The 16,458-nt window shown below is 27.4% G+C and carries 15 protein-coding genes; 14 read left to right on the top strand and 1 reads right to left on the bottom strand.

Annotation, left to right across the window (positions count from 1 at the left end):
• Positions 1 to 82: 82 nt before the first annotated feature.
• The 5 genes from ACYUE0_RS07860 to ACYUE0_RS07880 all read left to right on the top strand — a co-directional run bounded on the left by ACYUE0_RS07860 (position 83) and on the right by ACYUE0_RS07880 (position 6,738).
• Positions 83 to 2,329: a hypothetical protein gene (locus ACYUE0_RS07860; protein ID WP_460270114.1), complete on the top strand. Its 2,247-nt coding sequence runs from the start codon at positions 83 to 85 to the stop codon at positions 2,327 to 2,329.
• Between the two features lie 513 nt (positions 2,330 to 2,842).
• Complete coding sequence (locus ACYUE0_RS07865; RefSeq protein WP_460270115.1) at positions 2,843 to 4,120, top strand: DUF1963 domain-containing protein; 1,278 nt, start codon at positions 2,843 to 2,845, stop codon at positions 4,118 to 4,120.
• 97 nt (positions 4,121 to 4,217) lie between these two features.
• Positions 4,218 to 4,691, top strand: coding sequence for a macro domain-containing protein (locus ACYUE0_RS07870; protein ID WP_460270116.1), 474 nt, complete (start codon positions 4,218 to 4,220; stop codon positions 4,689 to 4,691).
• A gap of 71 nt (positions 4,692 to 4,762) precedes the next feature.
• Complete coding sequence (locus ACYUE0_RS07875) at positions 4,763 to 5,077, top strand: hypothetical protein (RefSeq protein WP_460270117.1); 315 nt, start codon at positions 4,763 to 4,765, stop codon at positions 5,075 to 5,077.
• Between the two features lie 32 nt (positions 5,078 to 5,109).
• A complete protein-coding gene (locus ACYUE0_RS07880; RefSeq protein WP_460270118.1) occupies positions 5,110 to 6,738 on the top strand; it encodes a HEAT repeat domain-containing protein in 1,629 nt (542 codons plus the stop codon).
• An 83-nt stretch (positions 6,739 to 6,821) separates the two neighbouring features.
• On the opposite strand, the gene ACYUE0_RS07885 is transcribed toward ACYUE0_RS07880, so the two are convergent.
• Positions 6,822 to 7,826 (bottom strand): helix-turn-helix domain-containing protein, encoded by a 1,005-nt coding sequence (locus ACYUE0_RS07885; protein WP_460270119.1) that lies wholly within the window; start codon positions 7,824 to 7,826, stop codon positions 6,822 to 6,824.
• A gap of 214 nt (positions 7,827 to 8,040) precedes the next feature.
• On the opposite strand from ACYUE0_RS07885, the gene ACYUE0_RS07890 reads away from it, so the two are divergent.
• The 9 genes from ACYUE0_RS07890 to ACYUE0_RS07930 all read left to right on the top strand — a co-directional run bounded on the left by ACYUE0_RS07890 (position 8,041) and on the right by ACYUE0_RS07930 (position 16,453).
• Positions 8,041 to 8,991 (top strand): iron-hydroxamate ABC transporter substrate-binding protein, encoded by a 951-nt coding sequence (locus tag ACYUE0_RS07890; protein WP_460270120.1) that lies wholly within the window; start codon positions 8,041 to 8,043, stop codon positions 8,989 to 8,991.
• Positions 8,978 to 9,970, top strand: coding sequence for a FecCD family ABC transporter permease (locus ACYUE0_RS07895; protein ID WP_460270121.1), 993 nt, complete (start codon positions 8,978 to 8,980; stop codon positions 9,968 to 9,970). Before ACYUE0_RS07890 ends, ACYUE0_RS07895 begins: the two co-directional genes overlap by 14 nt.
• Entirely contained in the window at positions 9,970 to 10,977 is a 1,008-nt protein-coding gene (locus tag ACYUE0_RS07900) for a FecCD family ABC transporter permease (RefSeq protein ID WP_460270122.1), read from the top strand. Before ACYUE0_RS07895 ends, ACYUE0_RS07900 begins: the two co-directional genes overlap by 1 nt.
• A 2-nt stretch (positions 10,978 to 10,979) precedes the next feature.
• Positions 10,980 to 11,765, top strand: coding sequence for an ABC transporter ATP-binding protein (locus ACYUE0_RS07905; RefSeq protein ID WP_460270123.1), 786 nt, complete (start codon positions 10,980 to 10,982; stop codon positions 11,763 to 11,765).
• Between the two features lie 5 nt (positions 11,766 to 11,770).
• Positions 11,771 to 13,021, top strand: a complete 1,251-nt coding sequence (locus tag ACYUE0_RS07910; RefSeq protein WP_460270124.1) for an MFS transporter — start codon at positions 11,771 to 11,773, stop codon at positions 13,019 to 13,021.
• 256 nt (positions 13,022 to 13,277) lie between these two features.
• The gene (locus ACYUE0_RS07915; protein ID WP_347561635.1) at positions 13,278 to 13,652 is read left to right on the top strand and encodes a BlaI/MecI/CopY family transcriptional regulator; all 375 of its coding nucleotides are present in this window, start codon (positions 13,278 to 13,280) and stop codon (positions 13,650 to 13,652) included.
• A 4-nt stretch (positions 13,653 to 13,656) separates the two neighbouring features.
• Positions 13,657 to 14,817, top strand: a complete 1,161-nt coding sequence (locus tag ACYUE0_RS07920) for a M56 family metallopeptidase (RefSeq protein ID WP_460270125.1) — start codon at positions 13,657 to 13,659, stop codon at positions 14,815 to 14,817.
• Between the two features lie 75 nt (positions 14,818 to 14,892).
• Positions 14,893 to 15,750 (top strand): ABC transporter ATP-binding protein, encoded by an 858-nt coding sequence (locus tag ACYUE0_RS07925; RefSeq protein ID WP_061994635.1) that lies wholly within the window; start codon positions 14,893 to 14,895, stop codon positions 15,748 to 15,750.
• Positions 15,751 to 15,847: 97 nt separating this feature from the next.
• Complete coding sequence (locus ACYUE0_RS07930) at positions 15,848 to 16,453, top strand: hypothetical protein (protein ID WP_460270126.1); 606 nt, start codon at positions 15,848 to 15,850, stop codon at positions 16,451 to 16,453.
• The last annotated feature ends 5 nt before the right edge of the window (positions 16,454 to 16,458 follow it).

Below are 16,458 nucleotides of genomic sequence, written 5' to 3' on the forward strand. Positions count from 1 at the left end.
ATAAAATAAGAATGTAGGTTAATTATTGATAAGATTTATTAAATACATAGTACATTTTAAAATAATAGAAGGAGTAGTAAGTATGGAAGAAAAAAGTAAGATTAATCTTTTAAATGAATATTTAAGAGATAAAGATGAAAATAAAGCGGCAGAATGTTTACTAGAAATATATATGGAAAAACAAGATAAATTTAAGAAAACATTATTGATAGGAGGTGTTTTACCTGATCCATCTTCATATGATTTGAATGAAAAAAGATATATATTTGAATGCTTTAAAAAAAGTTGTTTAATCGTAATAAATCAATTAATAGGGAGTGAGAAAGATAAGAATGACTTTAAAAAGCAAGTTAGTATTATAGTTAATTCGTATAAAATTATTGTTCAACATAATATAAGTAATGAAGAAAGATGTGCGGAATGTGAATTTCTTAAGTATAATAAAGCAAGACAATTACAAATGATGTGTGTATTTATAGAAGATCAAATGAGATTAGCTAATAATGAAAACAATCGAAGAATACATAAAAAAGGGTTATACACAGGACTTGAATCAATAACACCATTAGAGATAGAAGGAAATGAGCAGTATCAAATGTCATGTAGTGATGCTATGGAATCAAATCTAGAGATAGCAGATGAGTTATTTAAATTTATTTTCTACATTAATAGAAAAAATATGAAGGAGCTTGTTGATAGCACATTAGTTAATCCATTTCCGTATAAACTACTTTCATTTGAAGAAATTATACATTTAACTAATCATAGAGTTATGGTCAAAAGAGCATGGGATTTGGTTAAATATAGGAATTGGACTATAAAACTACATGTCCATAACAATGAAGAGTATTATAGATTGGAACCAGAAGATTTAAAAACATTTAGAAGAGAAGGAGCATCAATAAAGAGAACTGAATATGATGAATTTCAAAAATCAATGGATATGGCTTCATTATGGAAAATATTTAATGAAAATTTAAAAATAATTTTGGGAAAAATACAAGCTGATGAATTAGATAAGTTGTTTGATATAAATTTTCAATATATAAAAGAATTAATGAAGTTTTATGAAAGTATAATAAAATCTAATCTTCAATTTACCTTTAAGTTTTATGGAAAAAGTTTATTGGATGTTGAAATAGATGATGGGATTAATTTTAAATATTTTTTTACTACTATAAATTATTTATATAGCATGGCAAGTATTTATATATGGAAATCTTATAATAATGTAAATCCAGATAATAAAGAAGATTATTATAAATTTGCTCCAATAATTAACGTTGATAAATTAGCCAAAAAATTATCTGAAATATTAGATATAGATAAAGTAATAGCGGGAAAATGCATAGATTTATTTATATTTAAACCACAATCGAAAAAAAATAAAATTGCATTAGATGTTTTTTCACAACCTTTGGTATATGTTAGTGATAAACAAGTTGTATTTACCCCTTCTTTTATATTACAAATGAATGTAAAAAGAATAGTCGATAAAATTTTAGGAGCAATAAACTATAATTTTTCAGATAAGGGGCATAATATGGAAAATTTAATCAATAATCTGCTTGAAAAAAGTAAATATTTAAAAGTAAATAAAAATAATATAAAATTCCAAGCTTATGATGGAAAAGAAGTTGAATTTGATTCACTCTCTATTTTTGAAAATAAACTTATAGTTATGGAGATGAAATGTAGAAATGCTCCATATAGCCCGAAGGAGAAAAATGATAAAACAGATATTCTTAATGAAGCAATAAATCAAGTAAAAAGAAGAGTAAAAGTAATTCAACATGATTGGAATCAAATAAAAAAAAGAGCATCTATTGAGTTAATGGCAAATCCTCCTGCTGAAAAAGATATAATAAAAATTGCATGTTTTAATTTTTTTGATTTTACTGGACAAGTAATTGATGATGTATACATAACTGATTATTCAGCTGTAACTAAATATTTTAATAAACCAATAGATTATGCGAAGATATTAAAAGATAATAGTATAGAAAAAATTCCTGTTAATAATATATGGAATGGAGGTTCTCCCACTGTAGTGAATTTTTTTAAGTTTCTTGAAATGCCAAGCATGTTAAAAGAATTTTATGAGAATATTAAATTTACTTATCGACCTATTATTAGAATACAAGAAAGTGATAAAAATCTTTGTATTATGGATTATTATTTAGAAGATAATCCATATAAAAAGTATTTTAAATTAGCAGTAGAAGAGAAAGAGAAAAAATCGAATACTAATCGCAATAAACAGAATACACAGCTAAAAAAGAGAAAAAGAAAACAAACAAGAAAAAGTAGAAAAGTGAATTGTAAATAGTGAATATGTATATTATATATATGCTAAATATATAAAGGGGTGGATTTCAAAGGCCGTGCTTCGCCACCACCATAAATCCACAGCGGTATTGGATAATCCAGTATCGTCCTTTTACTTTTATTGATTTAATTGATTGAAAAAACAGAATCATATGAAAGGGCATAGCTGTTGTTAGTTATATGAAGTTTTTGTTTTTCGAAATATTTAATAAATATAGTAATTTATCAAGAAGAGCAGATGAAATGGTGTTAATATTAGAAAACAACTTTAATATTTAGAATCAAATTCTAAGTATTAAAGTGGCTTTTTAGTATAGTTAAAAAGTTATTTTGCAATGGAGAATCTTTTACATAATAAGGAACAATAGATTAATACTTCTTAAGACTTATGATATTATTGAAACATAAATATATGTAATAATCTACAAAATAGAGTTAGGCATATATATTAAAAATTGTGAGCATTAGAAAAGCGAACAAATTTACCAATAGGGATAGATGCGGAGGAATAATTTTGAGTGAGCGAATACCGTGTATTACGGAAGGGTGCAAGGCAACTATTTTACAAATAACAGCTGATAGAACTGGTGGATATTGTATGCCATGTTATCAAAAAATGAAAAGAAAAGAACGTGAGGAATTTATCAAGAAAAATAGGAAAGACGTTAATTTATATGCTAATATAACTGACCCTGTTGAAATTTTGAAAATAATGCACAAGCCTAAGAAATGTAATCCTTTAGAAAATTACGTGAAATACGAAAAAAGTATTGAAGAAATGTATACTTTTCTTTGTAAAGAAGATATAGAAAAGATGAAGGATTATGCTATAAATCTAATTGAAAGTGAAAACATAGAGATGGCACAAGATATATTGTTATCAATTGTATGTTACACCAATACAGAAGTGGAAGAATGCTTAAAGGCTTTAATAAAGAAAAATGAGTGTTATCCTGACATAATATTTAAAGATGCTTCAAGTGATGTTAGGGATTATCTTATAGGACAAGTTATTGAAGAAGTAGATACTTTAAGTTTAAATCATGTGTTAAGATCTTTAGCTTGGATTGGCGATGAAAGGGTTGTAGATTTATTTTATCAATGGAGAAAGAATCCGCCTAAGTGGAGAAATAAACTTTATGTTCCACCAGAAGAATATTCTTTAGAGGCTGGATGGGAATTAACAGAAGAGGGAAAAAGAAGAGATTTATTTTTTGAAGATTGTTATGCTATTGAAAAGAAAAATCCTCTTGTAGATGAACCTGTATTATTTTTACAGACAGAAGATAAAAAATGTGAATGGTGCGGAGAAGGCTTAGTTAATTTAGTTAGTTTTGATTTAACTAACTCATTTTTTGAATTTATGAATTTGAATGGTAACAGATTAAATATAGCAACTTGTCCTATGTGTAATTGCTATGAACCTATATATACTGATATTGATACTAATGGAGCTACATATTTGAGTAAATTAAATATTAAACCACAATATTTATGTGATACAACTAATGAGGAAAATCCAATTTATAAAGCATCAATAAGTATGTCAAAGGTAAAGAGAAACTGTTATCATGCAGCAAGTGAGTTTTTAGAAACAACATTTTCTCAAATCGGAGGATATCCTACTTGGATACAAGATGCAGAATACCCAAAGTGTCCAAAATGTTCAAAACATATGAAGTTTATTGCACAAATTGATTGGGCTGATATTGAGGAATATGGTGAAGGTATATATTATGCTTTTATCTGTGAAGAATGCAATATAGCTGCTACACATTATCAACAAACTTAGGAGTTGAACAGGTAAATTTATTTAAAATATAGAATGAAAATGTGAAATGATAAGTTTAGAGGACTAACATGCTAAATAGATTTTGGAGGAAAGAAAAATGAAAAAAGAAATTATATATTTGAAAGGCGATGCTACTACTCCAAGTATAGACGGAAATAAAATAATTGCCCATATTTGCAATGATATTGGTGCATGGGGTAAAGGATTTGTATTAGCTCTTTCTAAAAGATGGAACAAACCTGAGAAGGAATATAGAAAGTGGTATAAAGATGATTCTAATTTTGAACTCGGAGAAGTTCAGTATGTACAAGTTTCAGAAGATATATATGTTGCTAATATGATAGGACAAAGAGATATAAAAAGAGGAAAATCAGGACCACCTATTAGATATGAAGCTGTTGATAAATGTCTAGAAAAAGTAGGAGAAAAAGCTGTAGAATTAAATGCCACTATACATATGCCTAGAATTGGATGTGGGCTTGCAGGTGGTAAATGGGAAGAAATTGAGAAATTAATAAATAAAAATATATGCTCTAGGGGTATAGATGTATATGTTTATGATATAAATTAAATTTATTATAAATAGTACAGTCTAGTGCATTTAGTTTAACAAATGATATTTTAAAAATGGGGATGATTAATTTGTATAGAAACATTAAATGGTTAGAGCCATGGAATTATTTATGTACCAAAGGAAATTTATTTGAGAAAGAACTATATAAGCAATTAGGGAAAAAACATATTTTATATAATAAAAAAGTATCAGTAATAGGAAGACGTTATGATTGTGATGATTTTCTATTTGAAATTGATGCTATAGATTTTAAATTTGCAGTAGTGCATTTAACATTTTCCGGTAAAGAAGAAAGTGAAGCATATCCTAAAACTAAAGTATATAAAGATTTGAATGATTGGATTAATAGATGTATGGTACCAGATTATAACGAATTTAAATAGTTAACCAAAGCTGAAAGAAAGTGATTATAAATATGATTAAAAAAGTTTTAGAAAGAATAACCAACTATAATAAAAGAAAATCAGTAAAGGTAGATGACTCAATAGATTTTGAGAAAATTAACATAAGGGAAGAGAGAATATTCAGAGGCTTATTAGCTAATGATTTAACATTATTAGCTATTCCAGATGTATTTAAGTTATTGCTTAGTAATAATGAAAAAATGGAGTTGCAGGTTGCAGAAATTCTCAATAATTTTGTTAGGACATTAAGTTTTAGTCAGTTAGTTAAGATGGATACAATATTTAGGGAAAGGACTTCCTTTGAATGGTATTATGATTGGAATAATAAAAATCCTAATGATCTGATTCATCCTTTAATGTCACAAGAGGAGAAGATTACAATATTAGGGTTAAGTAGTTTTCATCCAAATGGATATTTTAGAGAGAAGGCAATACTTGCTCTTTCGAATATAAAAACAGGAAATGAAATACCATACATCTTAATTAGGCTTAATGATTGGGTAAGTCAAGTTAGAGACACTTCAAAAGAACAACTAGAAAGATACATAACTTTAGAATACATTACGGATTTTGTAGATAATTTACCTTTAGTATTAAGATTAAGGGAATGTTCAAGGGATGAACATAGTCATATTATAGATAAAATTATTTCAATAATGACTACTAAAGAAGGTTCTGAAAAATTAATATGTGGACTTCAATCAACGGATTCAAAAATGAGGTTAGCTTGTTATAAGATAATCCTTGAAAGAAAAGTTATAGACAATAAAAGTATTATAAAATATTTAATAAAGGATAGTGATCCTTACAATAGGTTATTTGTACTTAGAAATATAAAAAATGAAATAACAGGTGAGGAATTTATTTATATTTCACAGTTATTGATTAATGATAAGCATTCACAAATCAGAATTATTGGACTTGAACTATTATATTATTTTGCACCTAAAGAAGCTATAAATATGTTAGAAAAGAGTTTATTTGATAACAATCAAGCAGTTAGAGAGTTATCACGATACTTGCTTTCAAAAAATAAAAAATATGATTTTGCAGCAATATACCATGATGGAATAGAGAAAAATGATAAATTATATTCTAGTATTTGTGGACTTGGAGAAACAGGTAATAAAAATGATTCAAAGTTTATTGCTAAGTTTATAGATTCGGATATCACTAAAATAGTAAAGGCATCAATTATTTCTTTAGCAGGATTAAATATGGAAGAGTATAAAGAGAAAATTCTTTTGTTTTTAAACCATAAAAGAGCAGGTATATCTAAGACTGCAAGAAAGGTTTTAGGCAAAGCGATTAATGCTAATGATATAGATAATATATATAAAATCTTTAAAGAGGATACATATTACTATGGAAAAGTTAATTCTGCCATTCTTTTATGTTCATTAAGTAAATGGAACTCTATAAGATATATTTTAGAATTATGTAATGATAAAGAAAAAGAAATTTCAATGCTTGGGCAAAGAACACTTGAAAGGTGGAAATTGAAATATAATCAATCCTTTATAGCTCCTAGTAATATTCAAATAAAGGAGTTAAGGGAAGCTTTAGAGTGTTTTGGAAAGTCAATCAAAGATAGTGATAGGTATTTCATTGAATCCTGTATAAGAGATTTTAATAAGTAGAATATACTATTTAAGAGAATGTAAAAACCATCTTGATGTTTAAAACTGAATTTTAAGCATTAAGGTGGTTTTTTATATAAATTCTATAACTTCATTTTTCTAAATGCTAAAGGCGTTTTTTTATGTACATTTTTAAACATTTTTACAAAGTTTCCGCTATAATTATATCCAACCATTTTAGATATTTCATCAATACTTAATTCTGTTGTACATAGCAAGTTTTCTGCTGTAGTCATTCTAAGTGAATTAGTATATTGTCTAATTGACATATGATATTTTGCAGAGAATCCTGCCTTTAATTTTTGTTCATTTAAAAACACCATTTTGCTTAAGCTTTTTATTGTAGGTGGATTACATATTTCTTTTGTTAAGATATCATGGGCTTTTTGGATTGCATTTACATCTGATGCAGTTAGAGTAATAGATCTATTATTCCCTATTTTAATATCTCCATAATTAAGCTGATTAGTAAAAACATTTTCAGGTGAAGAAGATATCTCATTATAAAGTAACGCTATTGATTCTAAAATTTTGCTTTCTAAGTATAATGAAGTCAATGTATTAGATTCAGCTAGACTTCTTAATTTTTGAATAATAGAAGCTACTTCAAGAGGTAGATAATTATAGGTATAGTTGTTAATGAATTTATCAAAAACTATAGATTCTGGAAAGTTTGAATGTATTATTTCTTCAAAGTATTTTTTATAAATTGTTATTTCTGCACCATGAAAGTGTTGACCTTTTTTCCAATGTTGCTTTCCTTTTATGTTTTTTTCAGATACAAAAAATGAGGATGGACTAAAAGAAGATACTGGATTATTTTCAATTTTAAATTTAGTTTCGCCACTATAAACAGTTCCAAACCGTAATATTTCTTCATTATGTTCAAAAACAAGAGAAAAACTTTCTGGAATTGTATAGTCGCCAATTCCAAATTCATAATACTTATCTCTACTATATTTAATAAAATATCCTAGTTCAGGTCTATTTTCATTTTTATATATTGTGTAGTTTTCATTTGGATAGGGTGTAAAGGTCATTTTATTTAAAACTTTATTTTGAAATTCCTTTGTTGTTTTGCAAATCATAGTATATACCTCATTTTTATAAATTTTATGCTTAGTTTTGGACATAATATTTTTTAATATAAGTTTTTGCTATCTAAATAATAATTATTAGAATAGATGATAAAATTATTAAATTAGATGCAAGGATTGAAATGAGAATGAAACTCATATACAATAAGTTCAGATAAATCGTAACACAAAAAGTAGATAGGAAGCAATACTAAGGAGGAATATTATGAAGTTTAATTTTTTAAAGAGTACAATAATTATCTGCATAACGACTATATTTTTAGTGGGATGCGGAACAAATAAAGAGGTAAAAGAAGAGAACGGAGCAAAAAATACTGTAACGGTTACAGATGTAAGAGGAGAAGTTGAAATACCAGCAAATCCTGAAAAAATAGTAGATTTAAGTGGTAATAGCGATATTTTATCAATTTTAGGTTATAAAGTTATAGGAACTGCAAATAGTGATGCTTATGATTACACTAAGTTTCCTTCATATTTAGAGGATACATTAAAAGGTGCAGAGATTTTAGGATATAGCATGCAAGATACTATGGATATAGAAGGGGTTATGAATTTAGAACCAGATTTAATAGTTATATCAACAGTTCAAGAAAAAATGTATGACCAATTAAATAAAATTGCACCAACAGTTATGATTCAATTAGATGCATTAGACTGGAAAGCAGATCTTAAATCTTTTTCAAAGGTATTTAATAAAGAGGATAAAGCAGATAAATGGCTAGCAGATTATGAAGCTAAGGCTAAAAAGGCTGGCGATAAAGTTAAAGGAGAATTTGGAGAAGATAAAACATACCTTTCATTTTTGGCAAGTGGAGGACAATTTTTTATATTTGATGGAGCTGGTTTTGGTAGCGTGTTATATGAAGATATGGGTCTTAAAAAACCAGAAGGAATGCCAAAGCAAGGTGATATAAGCCTTCCAGTTGTAACTTATGAAGGATTAGCATCAATTAAAACTGATTACATATTTTTAATGGCAACAAAAGAAGATTTAGCACAATTAGAAAGTAATGCAATTTGGAATAGTTTACCTGCAGTTAAGAATGGTAATGTTATTGTATTAGAAGCATCACCTTATTTTAATCAAGGGTACAGCTCAATTGGAAGAGATATATTAGTAGATGAAATAGGTGAGATGTTAAATGAAACTAAGTAATAAACGTACAATAGTTTTTCTGTTTTGTAGTTTGTTACTTCTAATAGTGGGACTGATTCTAGCTGTAAAGCTAGGATCTGTCCATATTACTTTTAAGGATATTTGGAATAGCATTTTTAATTATAATAAAACTTTAGAACTTATGTTAGTTAGAGATGTACGTATTCCAAGGGCACTTTCTGTTTTATTAACAGGAGGAATTTTAGGAGTAACAGGTGCAATGGTTCAAGGTGTTACAAGAAATCCAATAGCAGAACCGTCTATATTAGGGGTGAGCCAAGGAGCAACTTTAATAATAGCAATTTTTTATGCAGTAGGAGTTACAATAAACACTAAAAATGTAATGATAGCTTCTTTTATAGGAGCACTTATAACTGGAATTATAGTTTTAGCATTTATATCAAAAAAGGCAAATAATAATTCTATTACAAAGATACTTTTAGCAGGAACAGCTATGAGTACATTTTTCATTTCTTTAACTACAATAATTGGATTATTAACAAATCAATCTCAAATGATAGCCTTTTGGGTATCTGGAGGTTTTAGAAATGCCACTTGGGCAGATTTTAAATTAGTATTTATATTTGCAATTATAGGACTTGTTATAGCAATTTTATTATCATCAAAAATAAATATATTAAATTTAGGAGATGATGTTGCCATTGGGCTTGGGCAAAATCCACAAAAAATAAGATTTAAAACTCTTATGGTAGTGATACCAATGATTGCAGCAGCAGTTACAGTTGGTAAAAATATAGCATTTGTTGGACTTATAGTTCCACAAATAGTTAGAAAGTTATTAGGAGAAGACTATAGAAGAAATATACCATGTTCATTTTTATTTGGAGCAGTTCTTTTAACTTATGCAGACATTGCAGCAAGAATGTTATTTAATCCTTATGAAACACCAATTGGAGTATTTACAGTACTGATAGGAGTACCATTTTTTATTTCAGTAGCTAGAAAGGAGAGAGGATAATGGATAAAAAACGATTTAAAGTAGTTTTGAGTATTCTAATAGTTTTATTGTCTATATCCTTTGTAGTTACATTATGTTGGGGTACATACAAAGTCTCTGCTATAGATGTTATAAACACATTTCTAGGCAATGGAACAAGAGCCCAAAATACAGCAATATTAGATATTAGACTCCCAAGAATTTTAGTTGGAGTTTTTGTGGCAATTGCATTATCAACAGCAGGAGCAATTCTTCAAACTATAACTAAAAACGATTTAGCAGATACAGGAATAATAGGTATAAATGCTGGTGCAGCAGTGGTGGCAGTATTATTTATTACATATCAAACTGGAAGTTATTATAGTGAACTTGGAGAGTTTTCAATATTTGTTCTGCCATTTATGGCAATATTGGGAGCAGGAATTACTGCTTTTGTAATATATATGATGTCTAGTAGAAATGGGATAAGACCAAAAAGACTTTTGTTAATAGGAATTGGACTAAATGCAGGACTAAATGCTTTTATAACTTTTATTACATTTAGAGGTGGAGTTGGAGATTATAATAGAATATTAGTTTGGACATCAGGAAGTCTTTGGGGTTCTGGATGGAACTATGCAAAAGTAGTTATTCCAATAGTATCAATAATGTTTATATTAGTTTTATTAAATCATAAAAAGTTAGATGTATTAAATCTTTCTGATGAACTTGCCATATCATTAGGTTTAAACTTAGAAAAGGAAAGAAAAAAGCTTTTAAGTTATGTAGTTATATTGGCAGGAACAGCAACAGCCTTTGCAGGAAATATTGGATTTTTAGGGCTTATATCACCACATATGGCAAGAAAGTTAGTTGGACCGTATCATAAAAATTTTCTTGTAGTGTCAGCTATGATAAGTGTAATAATAGTAATCTTGGCAGATGCAGTTTCAAGAAATTTATTTTCTCCAATTGAGATTCCAGTGGGAATAACAGTATCAATACTTGGAGTACCATATTTTATTTATTTAATGATGAAGGAGAAATAATTATGGAAGCTATTAGCGTAAAAAATTTATCAGTGGCATATGAAAATAATACTATAATTGAAAATATGAATTTGGACATACCTAAAGGAAAAATCAGCATAATTATTGGAGCAAATGGTTGTGGAAAATCAACATTACTTAAAATTATAGCAAGAATTAATAAGCCTAAAAACGGTGATATTTTTATAAATAATAGAAATATAAAAAGCATAAAAGAAAAGGATATAGCTAAAGAAGTTGCTTTTCTACCACAGGGACCAAGTTGCCCAAGTGGACTTACAGTAAGGGAACTTGTTGCTTATGGAAGGTTTCCACATCAAAAGATTATAGGTGGCCTTAATAACCATGATAAAGAAATAATTGATTGGGCAATAAAGGAAACTGTTCTTAGTGAATTTGCAGATAGAGAAATTGAAAATTTATCTGGTGGACAAAGACAAAGAGCTTGGATTGCTATGGCATTAGCTCAAGAAACAGAGATTATAATGCTTGATGAGCCTACAACTTATTTAGATATGTCATATCAGTTAGAAGTGCTAGAAGTGCTTCAAAAACTTAACCAAGAAAAGAACATAACAGTGGTTATAGTTCTTCATGAGCTTAATAATGCTTGTAGATTTGCAGATAATATAATTGGTCTTAAAAAAGGAAAAATTGTTTGTAAGGGAAAGCCTATAGATGTAATTAATAATAGTACTTTAAAAGAGATATATGGAATAAATGCTAATATTAAAGAAAGTGAAAATGGTCAGTATCCAGTATGCATGGAGTATGAGCTTTTTAGGTAGGGTAGATGAAAAATAAAAACTTTATAATAATAGTGATTGGGCAGGTTATTTCCCTATTTGGAAATGCCATTCAAAGGTTTAGTATGTCTTTATATTTACTAGAGTTTACAGGTAGTGCAGCTGTTTTTGCTAACATATTAGCAATATCAACAATACCTTATGTTTTATTTGCACCAATAGCAGGAAGGCTTTCAGACAATGTAAATAAAAAAAAGATAATGGTATATTTAGATTTCTTTTGCTTTGCAATAATTGGATGTTATGCTTTTGTGTTGCTAAGTGGAAGAGATAATGAATTGATAGTTGCTATAGTTATGTTTATGCTATCAGTGTGCTCCACATTATATGGGCCAGCTACAGTATCTTCAATTCCACAAATAGTAGAGAAAGATGAACTTACTTCAGCCAATGGAATAATAAATCAAGTAGGATCAATTGTAAACTTTGTAGGCCCAATATTTGCAGGGATTTTTTATGGAATATTAGGTATAAAAATAATAGTAATAATAAATGCAATAAGTTTTTTTATATCAGCAATAATGGAGCTATTCCTAGACATTCCAGATGTATGTAAACATGAAGATATACAATATAATAAAAATAATAAGTTATTATCAATGGAATTTATAAAACAATCTTTTTTAGATATGAAAAATACTTTTATTTACTTGAAAAAAGAAAAGAAAATCATATTAGGAATTATAGTTTCTTATGCCTTTTGCAATATATTTTTAGTACCGATAATATCAATAATTGCACCATATTTTATAAACATATTACTAGGACTTTCTTCTAAGGTTTATGGAATGGTAGAAGGAGTATGTGTGTTAGGTATGATATTTGGGGGCCTTTTAATAAGCATGAAACCTAAAATGTTCTCAATGAAAAAATTACATTATACATATTTACCTATGATAGTAGGTGTAATTTTAATGTCTACCATAGGATTTATAAAAGCAAATAATTATATTTTCGTAGGAATCTTTGCAATTGGTGGTATGGCAATAATGCTATCATTAACATTATCAAATGTATTAACTTTAACATTCATGCAAAAAGAATTACCAGTATACATGTTAGGGAGTGTATCAGCATTTTCAACAGCAGTAGCCACAATAAGTGTTGCACCAGGACAATTATTATTTGGACAAGTTATAGAAAGTGGAGTGCCAATAGGAATAATTTTACTAGTAATAGCAATGTTAAATGTTGCACTTATATTATTTATTAAGTGGAATGTTAGGAATTTAGAATAAATTTATATGAAGAATAGATGATAAGTAGGAGATACTTTTAAAGACTCATGACGATATTAAATAGTTTAATATCGTCATTTTATGTTTATTTAAGTAATAAATATAAAACATTTAAAGGTTTTAGGAAGATTACAATAAAATTAATTACATGAATATATTGACAGTAGACAAATGCCGTATTATACTAAATATACAAGGTAGACAAGTGTCGCAATACATTTTAAACATTAAGTAGACAAGTGTCGTAAAGAGGAGAGTGTTAAAGTTGAAAAAGATTCCTAGAACAGAGCTACAAGTTATGAAGTTTATATGGGCTCAAGAAGTTTGTAGAGTTGCTTCTGTAGATATTACAAAATTTATGAGTGAAAAATATGATTGGTCAAAAGGAACTACATCTAAGACTCTTAGTAGACTAGTTGAAAAAGAATTTTTAAAGCAAGAAAAAGAGGGTAGACAAACATTTTATTTACCATTAATTAATAGGGAAGAGTATTTAAAATTTGAAACTAAAGATTTTTTTAGTTTTATGCATAATAACTCTTTATCAAGTATTATATCAGCTCTGGATGATTCTAAGGATATATCAGAAGGAGATATTAAAGATTTAGAAGAGTGGATAAAAAATAGGTGATGCTATGAACTATTTAATGTTTGAACTTTTAAAAACAAGTATATGTATTAGTATACCAATTATATTGATAGCCTTATTAAAAAATAAAATTTTATGTAAGTATACTCATAAGTTAAACTATATAATCTGTATTTTGATAACTATAAGAATGCTTTTTATATCAAGTATAGTAATATATTTGCCTTTTGAAAATAATATTATTTTAGAAAGTGTACATTCTATAAAAAAGTCAGGAACTAATAATATAGTAAATTACATTAAAATAATATTTTGTATTTGGCTATTTGGAGTTATATATATTGTTATAAAAAATATTTGTAAACAAATTTTATTTTATAAGAAAATACAAAATATAAATCACATAGTTACTGATACTAAGACAATTAAAATCTTAGAAGAAGAAAAGAAGGCTTTAAATATTAGAAAATATATTAATATATCTAAAGTAGATGGACTTTCTTCTCCTGCTTTGATAGGTATTATAAAAAATAAAATAATAATACCTAATAATGATTATGACAAAGAACAATTAAAGTGGATATTTAGACATGAATTAATTCACTTTAAAAGAAAAGATAATTTATTAAAGTTAATTTTAATGATTGCTAGTGCTATACATTGGTTTAATCCATTAGTTAAGATATTAAAAGTATACTTTGGTGAGCAATGTGAATTGTCTTGTGATGAAAAAGTAATTAAAAGATTTAGCAAAGATGAAATAAAGGAATATGCGTTTGTCTTAGTAAATACATTAAGATATAGAAATACTCTTAAAACTACAATGTTTTCATCTCAGTTCAATACAAATGGGGTTGACATTATTAAAGGTAGAGTTGAGTCAATGTTAAGTTGTAAAAAGAGAAAAAAAGGAACTTTCATTGTAGTATTTTTATTATTTATTTCAGCATTATCAGTAATTTCATTTAATAATACGATTGTAGTTCAAGCAGGTGAAACTTCATTATATAGTAATGAATCTATGAATAATGGAAACGTTATAAATCTTTGTGGAAATACTATAAATCTTTATGAAGATAGAGAATATGAGAATTTGACTCAAGAAGAAAAGCAGTTAGGGCTAGTCCTTTTTAAAACTGGCAAATATAGCAGTGTAACAATTGGATCGAATTTTTCATTAGCATATGCATTATTGCCAAGTTCATAGCTCGTTATAATATTAAAACAATACAGATACTAAATAGCTTAAATAGTTATTTAGTATCTATAAAGGAGGAGTAAAATGGAATTAAAGATTGAAAATTTATATAAATCATATAGAAATAAAGAAGCATTAAAAAATATAAACATTACAATGGAGTCAGGTACTTATGGATTACTTGGAGAAAATGGAGCAGGTAAGAGTACTCTTATGAGAATTTTAACTACTGTTGATTTTCAAACTAAAGGAAAGATAACCTTTGATGGTGAGGATATAATAAATTTAGATGAAAAGTATAGAGATATTATAGGTTATATGCCACAAGATTATAATGTATTTCCAAGTTTTACAGCAAAGGATTTTTTAGAATATATGGGTGCATTAAAAGGTATTCCCAAATGTGAGTTAGATAAAAAAATTCTAGAGGTTTTGAAATTTGTAAACTTAGAACATGTAGCAGATAAAAAAGTGAAGTCTTTTTCAGGTGGTATGAAAAGAAGGATAGGTATAGCACAAGCAATACTTAATGACCCTAAGATATTAATACTGGATGAGCCAACAGCAGGACTTGATCCAAAAGAAAGGATAAGGTTTTCAAATATAATAAGTTCAATGTCAAAAGATAAGATAGTTATATTATCAACGCATATTTTATCTGATATAGAAGCAATTGCAAATGATTTGATAATAATAAAAAGTGGGGAATTAGTAGAAGCTGATAATATTGATAACTTAGTAGAAAAAATAAGAGGAAAAGTTTGGGAAACTATCGTTAATCAAGATGTATTTAATAAAATAAGCCAAGATAGAAAAGTGATTCACAGAAAACAAGAAAAACAAAACATACGTGTAAGATATGTAGGTGAGAAATATGAAGGTGTTACAAGTAAACCATTAGAACCAAGCTTAGAAGATTATTATGTATCTACATGCCTTTAGATAGAATTATAATAATTTAAATGTAAAGGTAAGTATATTTTAAAACCATTATAATAACTATATTAGTTAAAAAATTAACAAAGTGAGGGGATTTAAAATGAAAAGAAGAAAAAGTTTAATGATAATTGGAGCTATATTAATGAGTTTGACATTTTCTGTAGGTTGTAGTTCACGAAGTACTGGTATAAGCAGCTCACGAAGTAATGATGTAAATAATATAGATGGAGATGCTATAGATAGACTTCCAGAAGAACAAAAGGATACAGCAATTGATAAGGATCTTTCAAGAAGAAGAAAGGCAAGAAAAGAAAGTATTCAAGAGACTCCTGAAGGTACATTATCTATTGGAGAGCCATGTATTAATGTACCAGGTCAAAGTAAAAATATGCCTGATTTTAGCAATGAAAGTTATGAGAAAATGGAAGAACTTTCACGTATTGCTAATAATTACATTGAAAATGAATTAAAAATTCCTGAAAAGCCAGTATATATACATAATGTATCACAGTGTATGGATCCAAGAATGAATGCAATTTACGATGATGAAGATAAAGGAGTAGCTAGTGGCTATGATAATGAAAATATATATATTGAAGAATATGAAACAGAAAAAGAGGATGTATATAGTTATTTAATTTTAGTAAGAGAGTCAAAGGATAGTACATGGAAAGTAATACATCATGGAAACAGTTATAAAGAGTAGGTGTT

This window comes from Clostridium sp. CTA-19 (genome assembly GCF_054767855.1).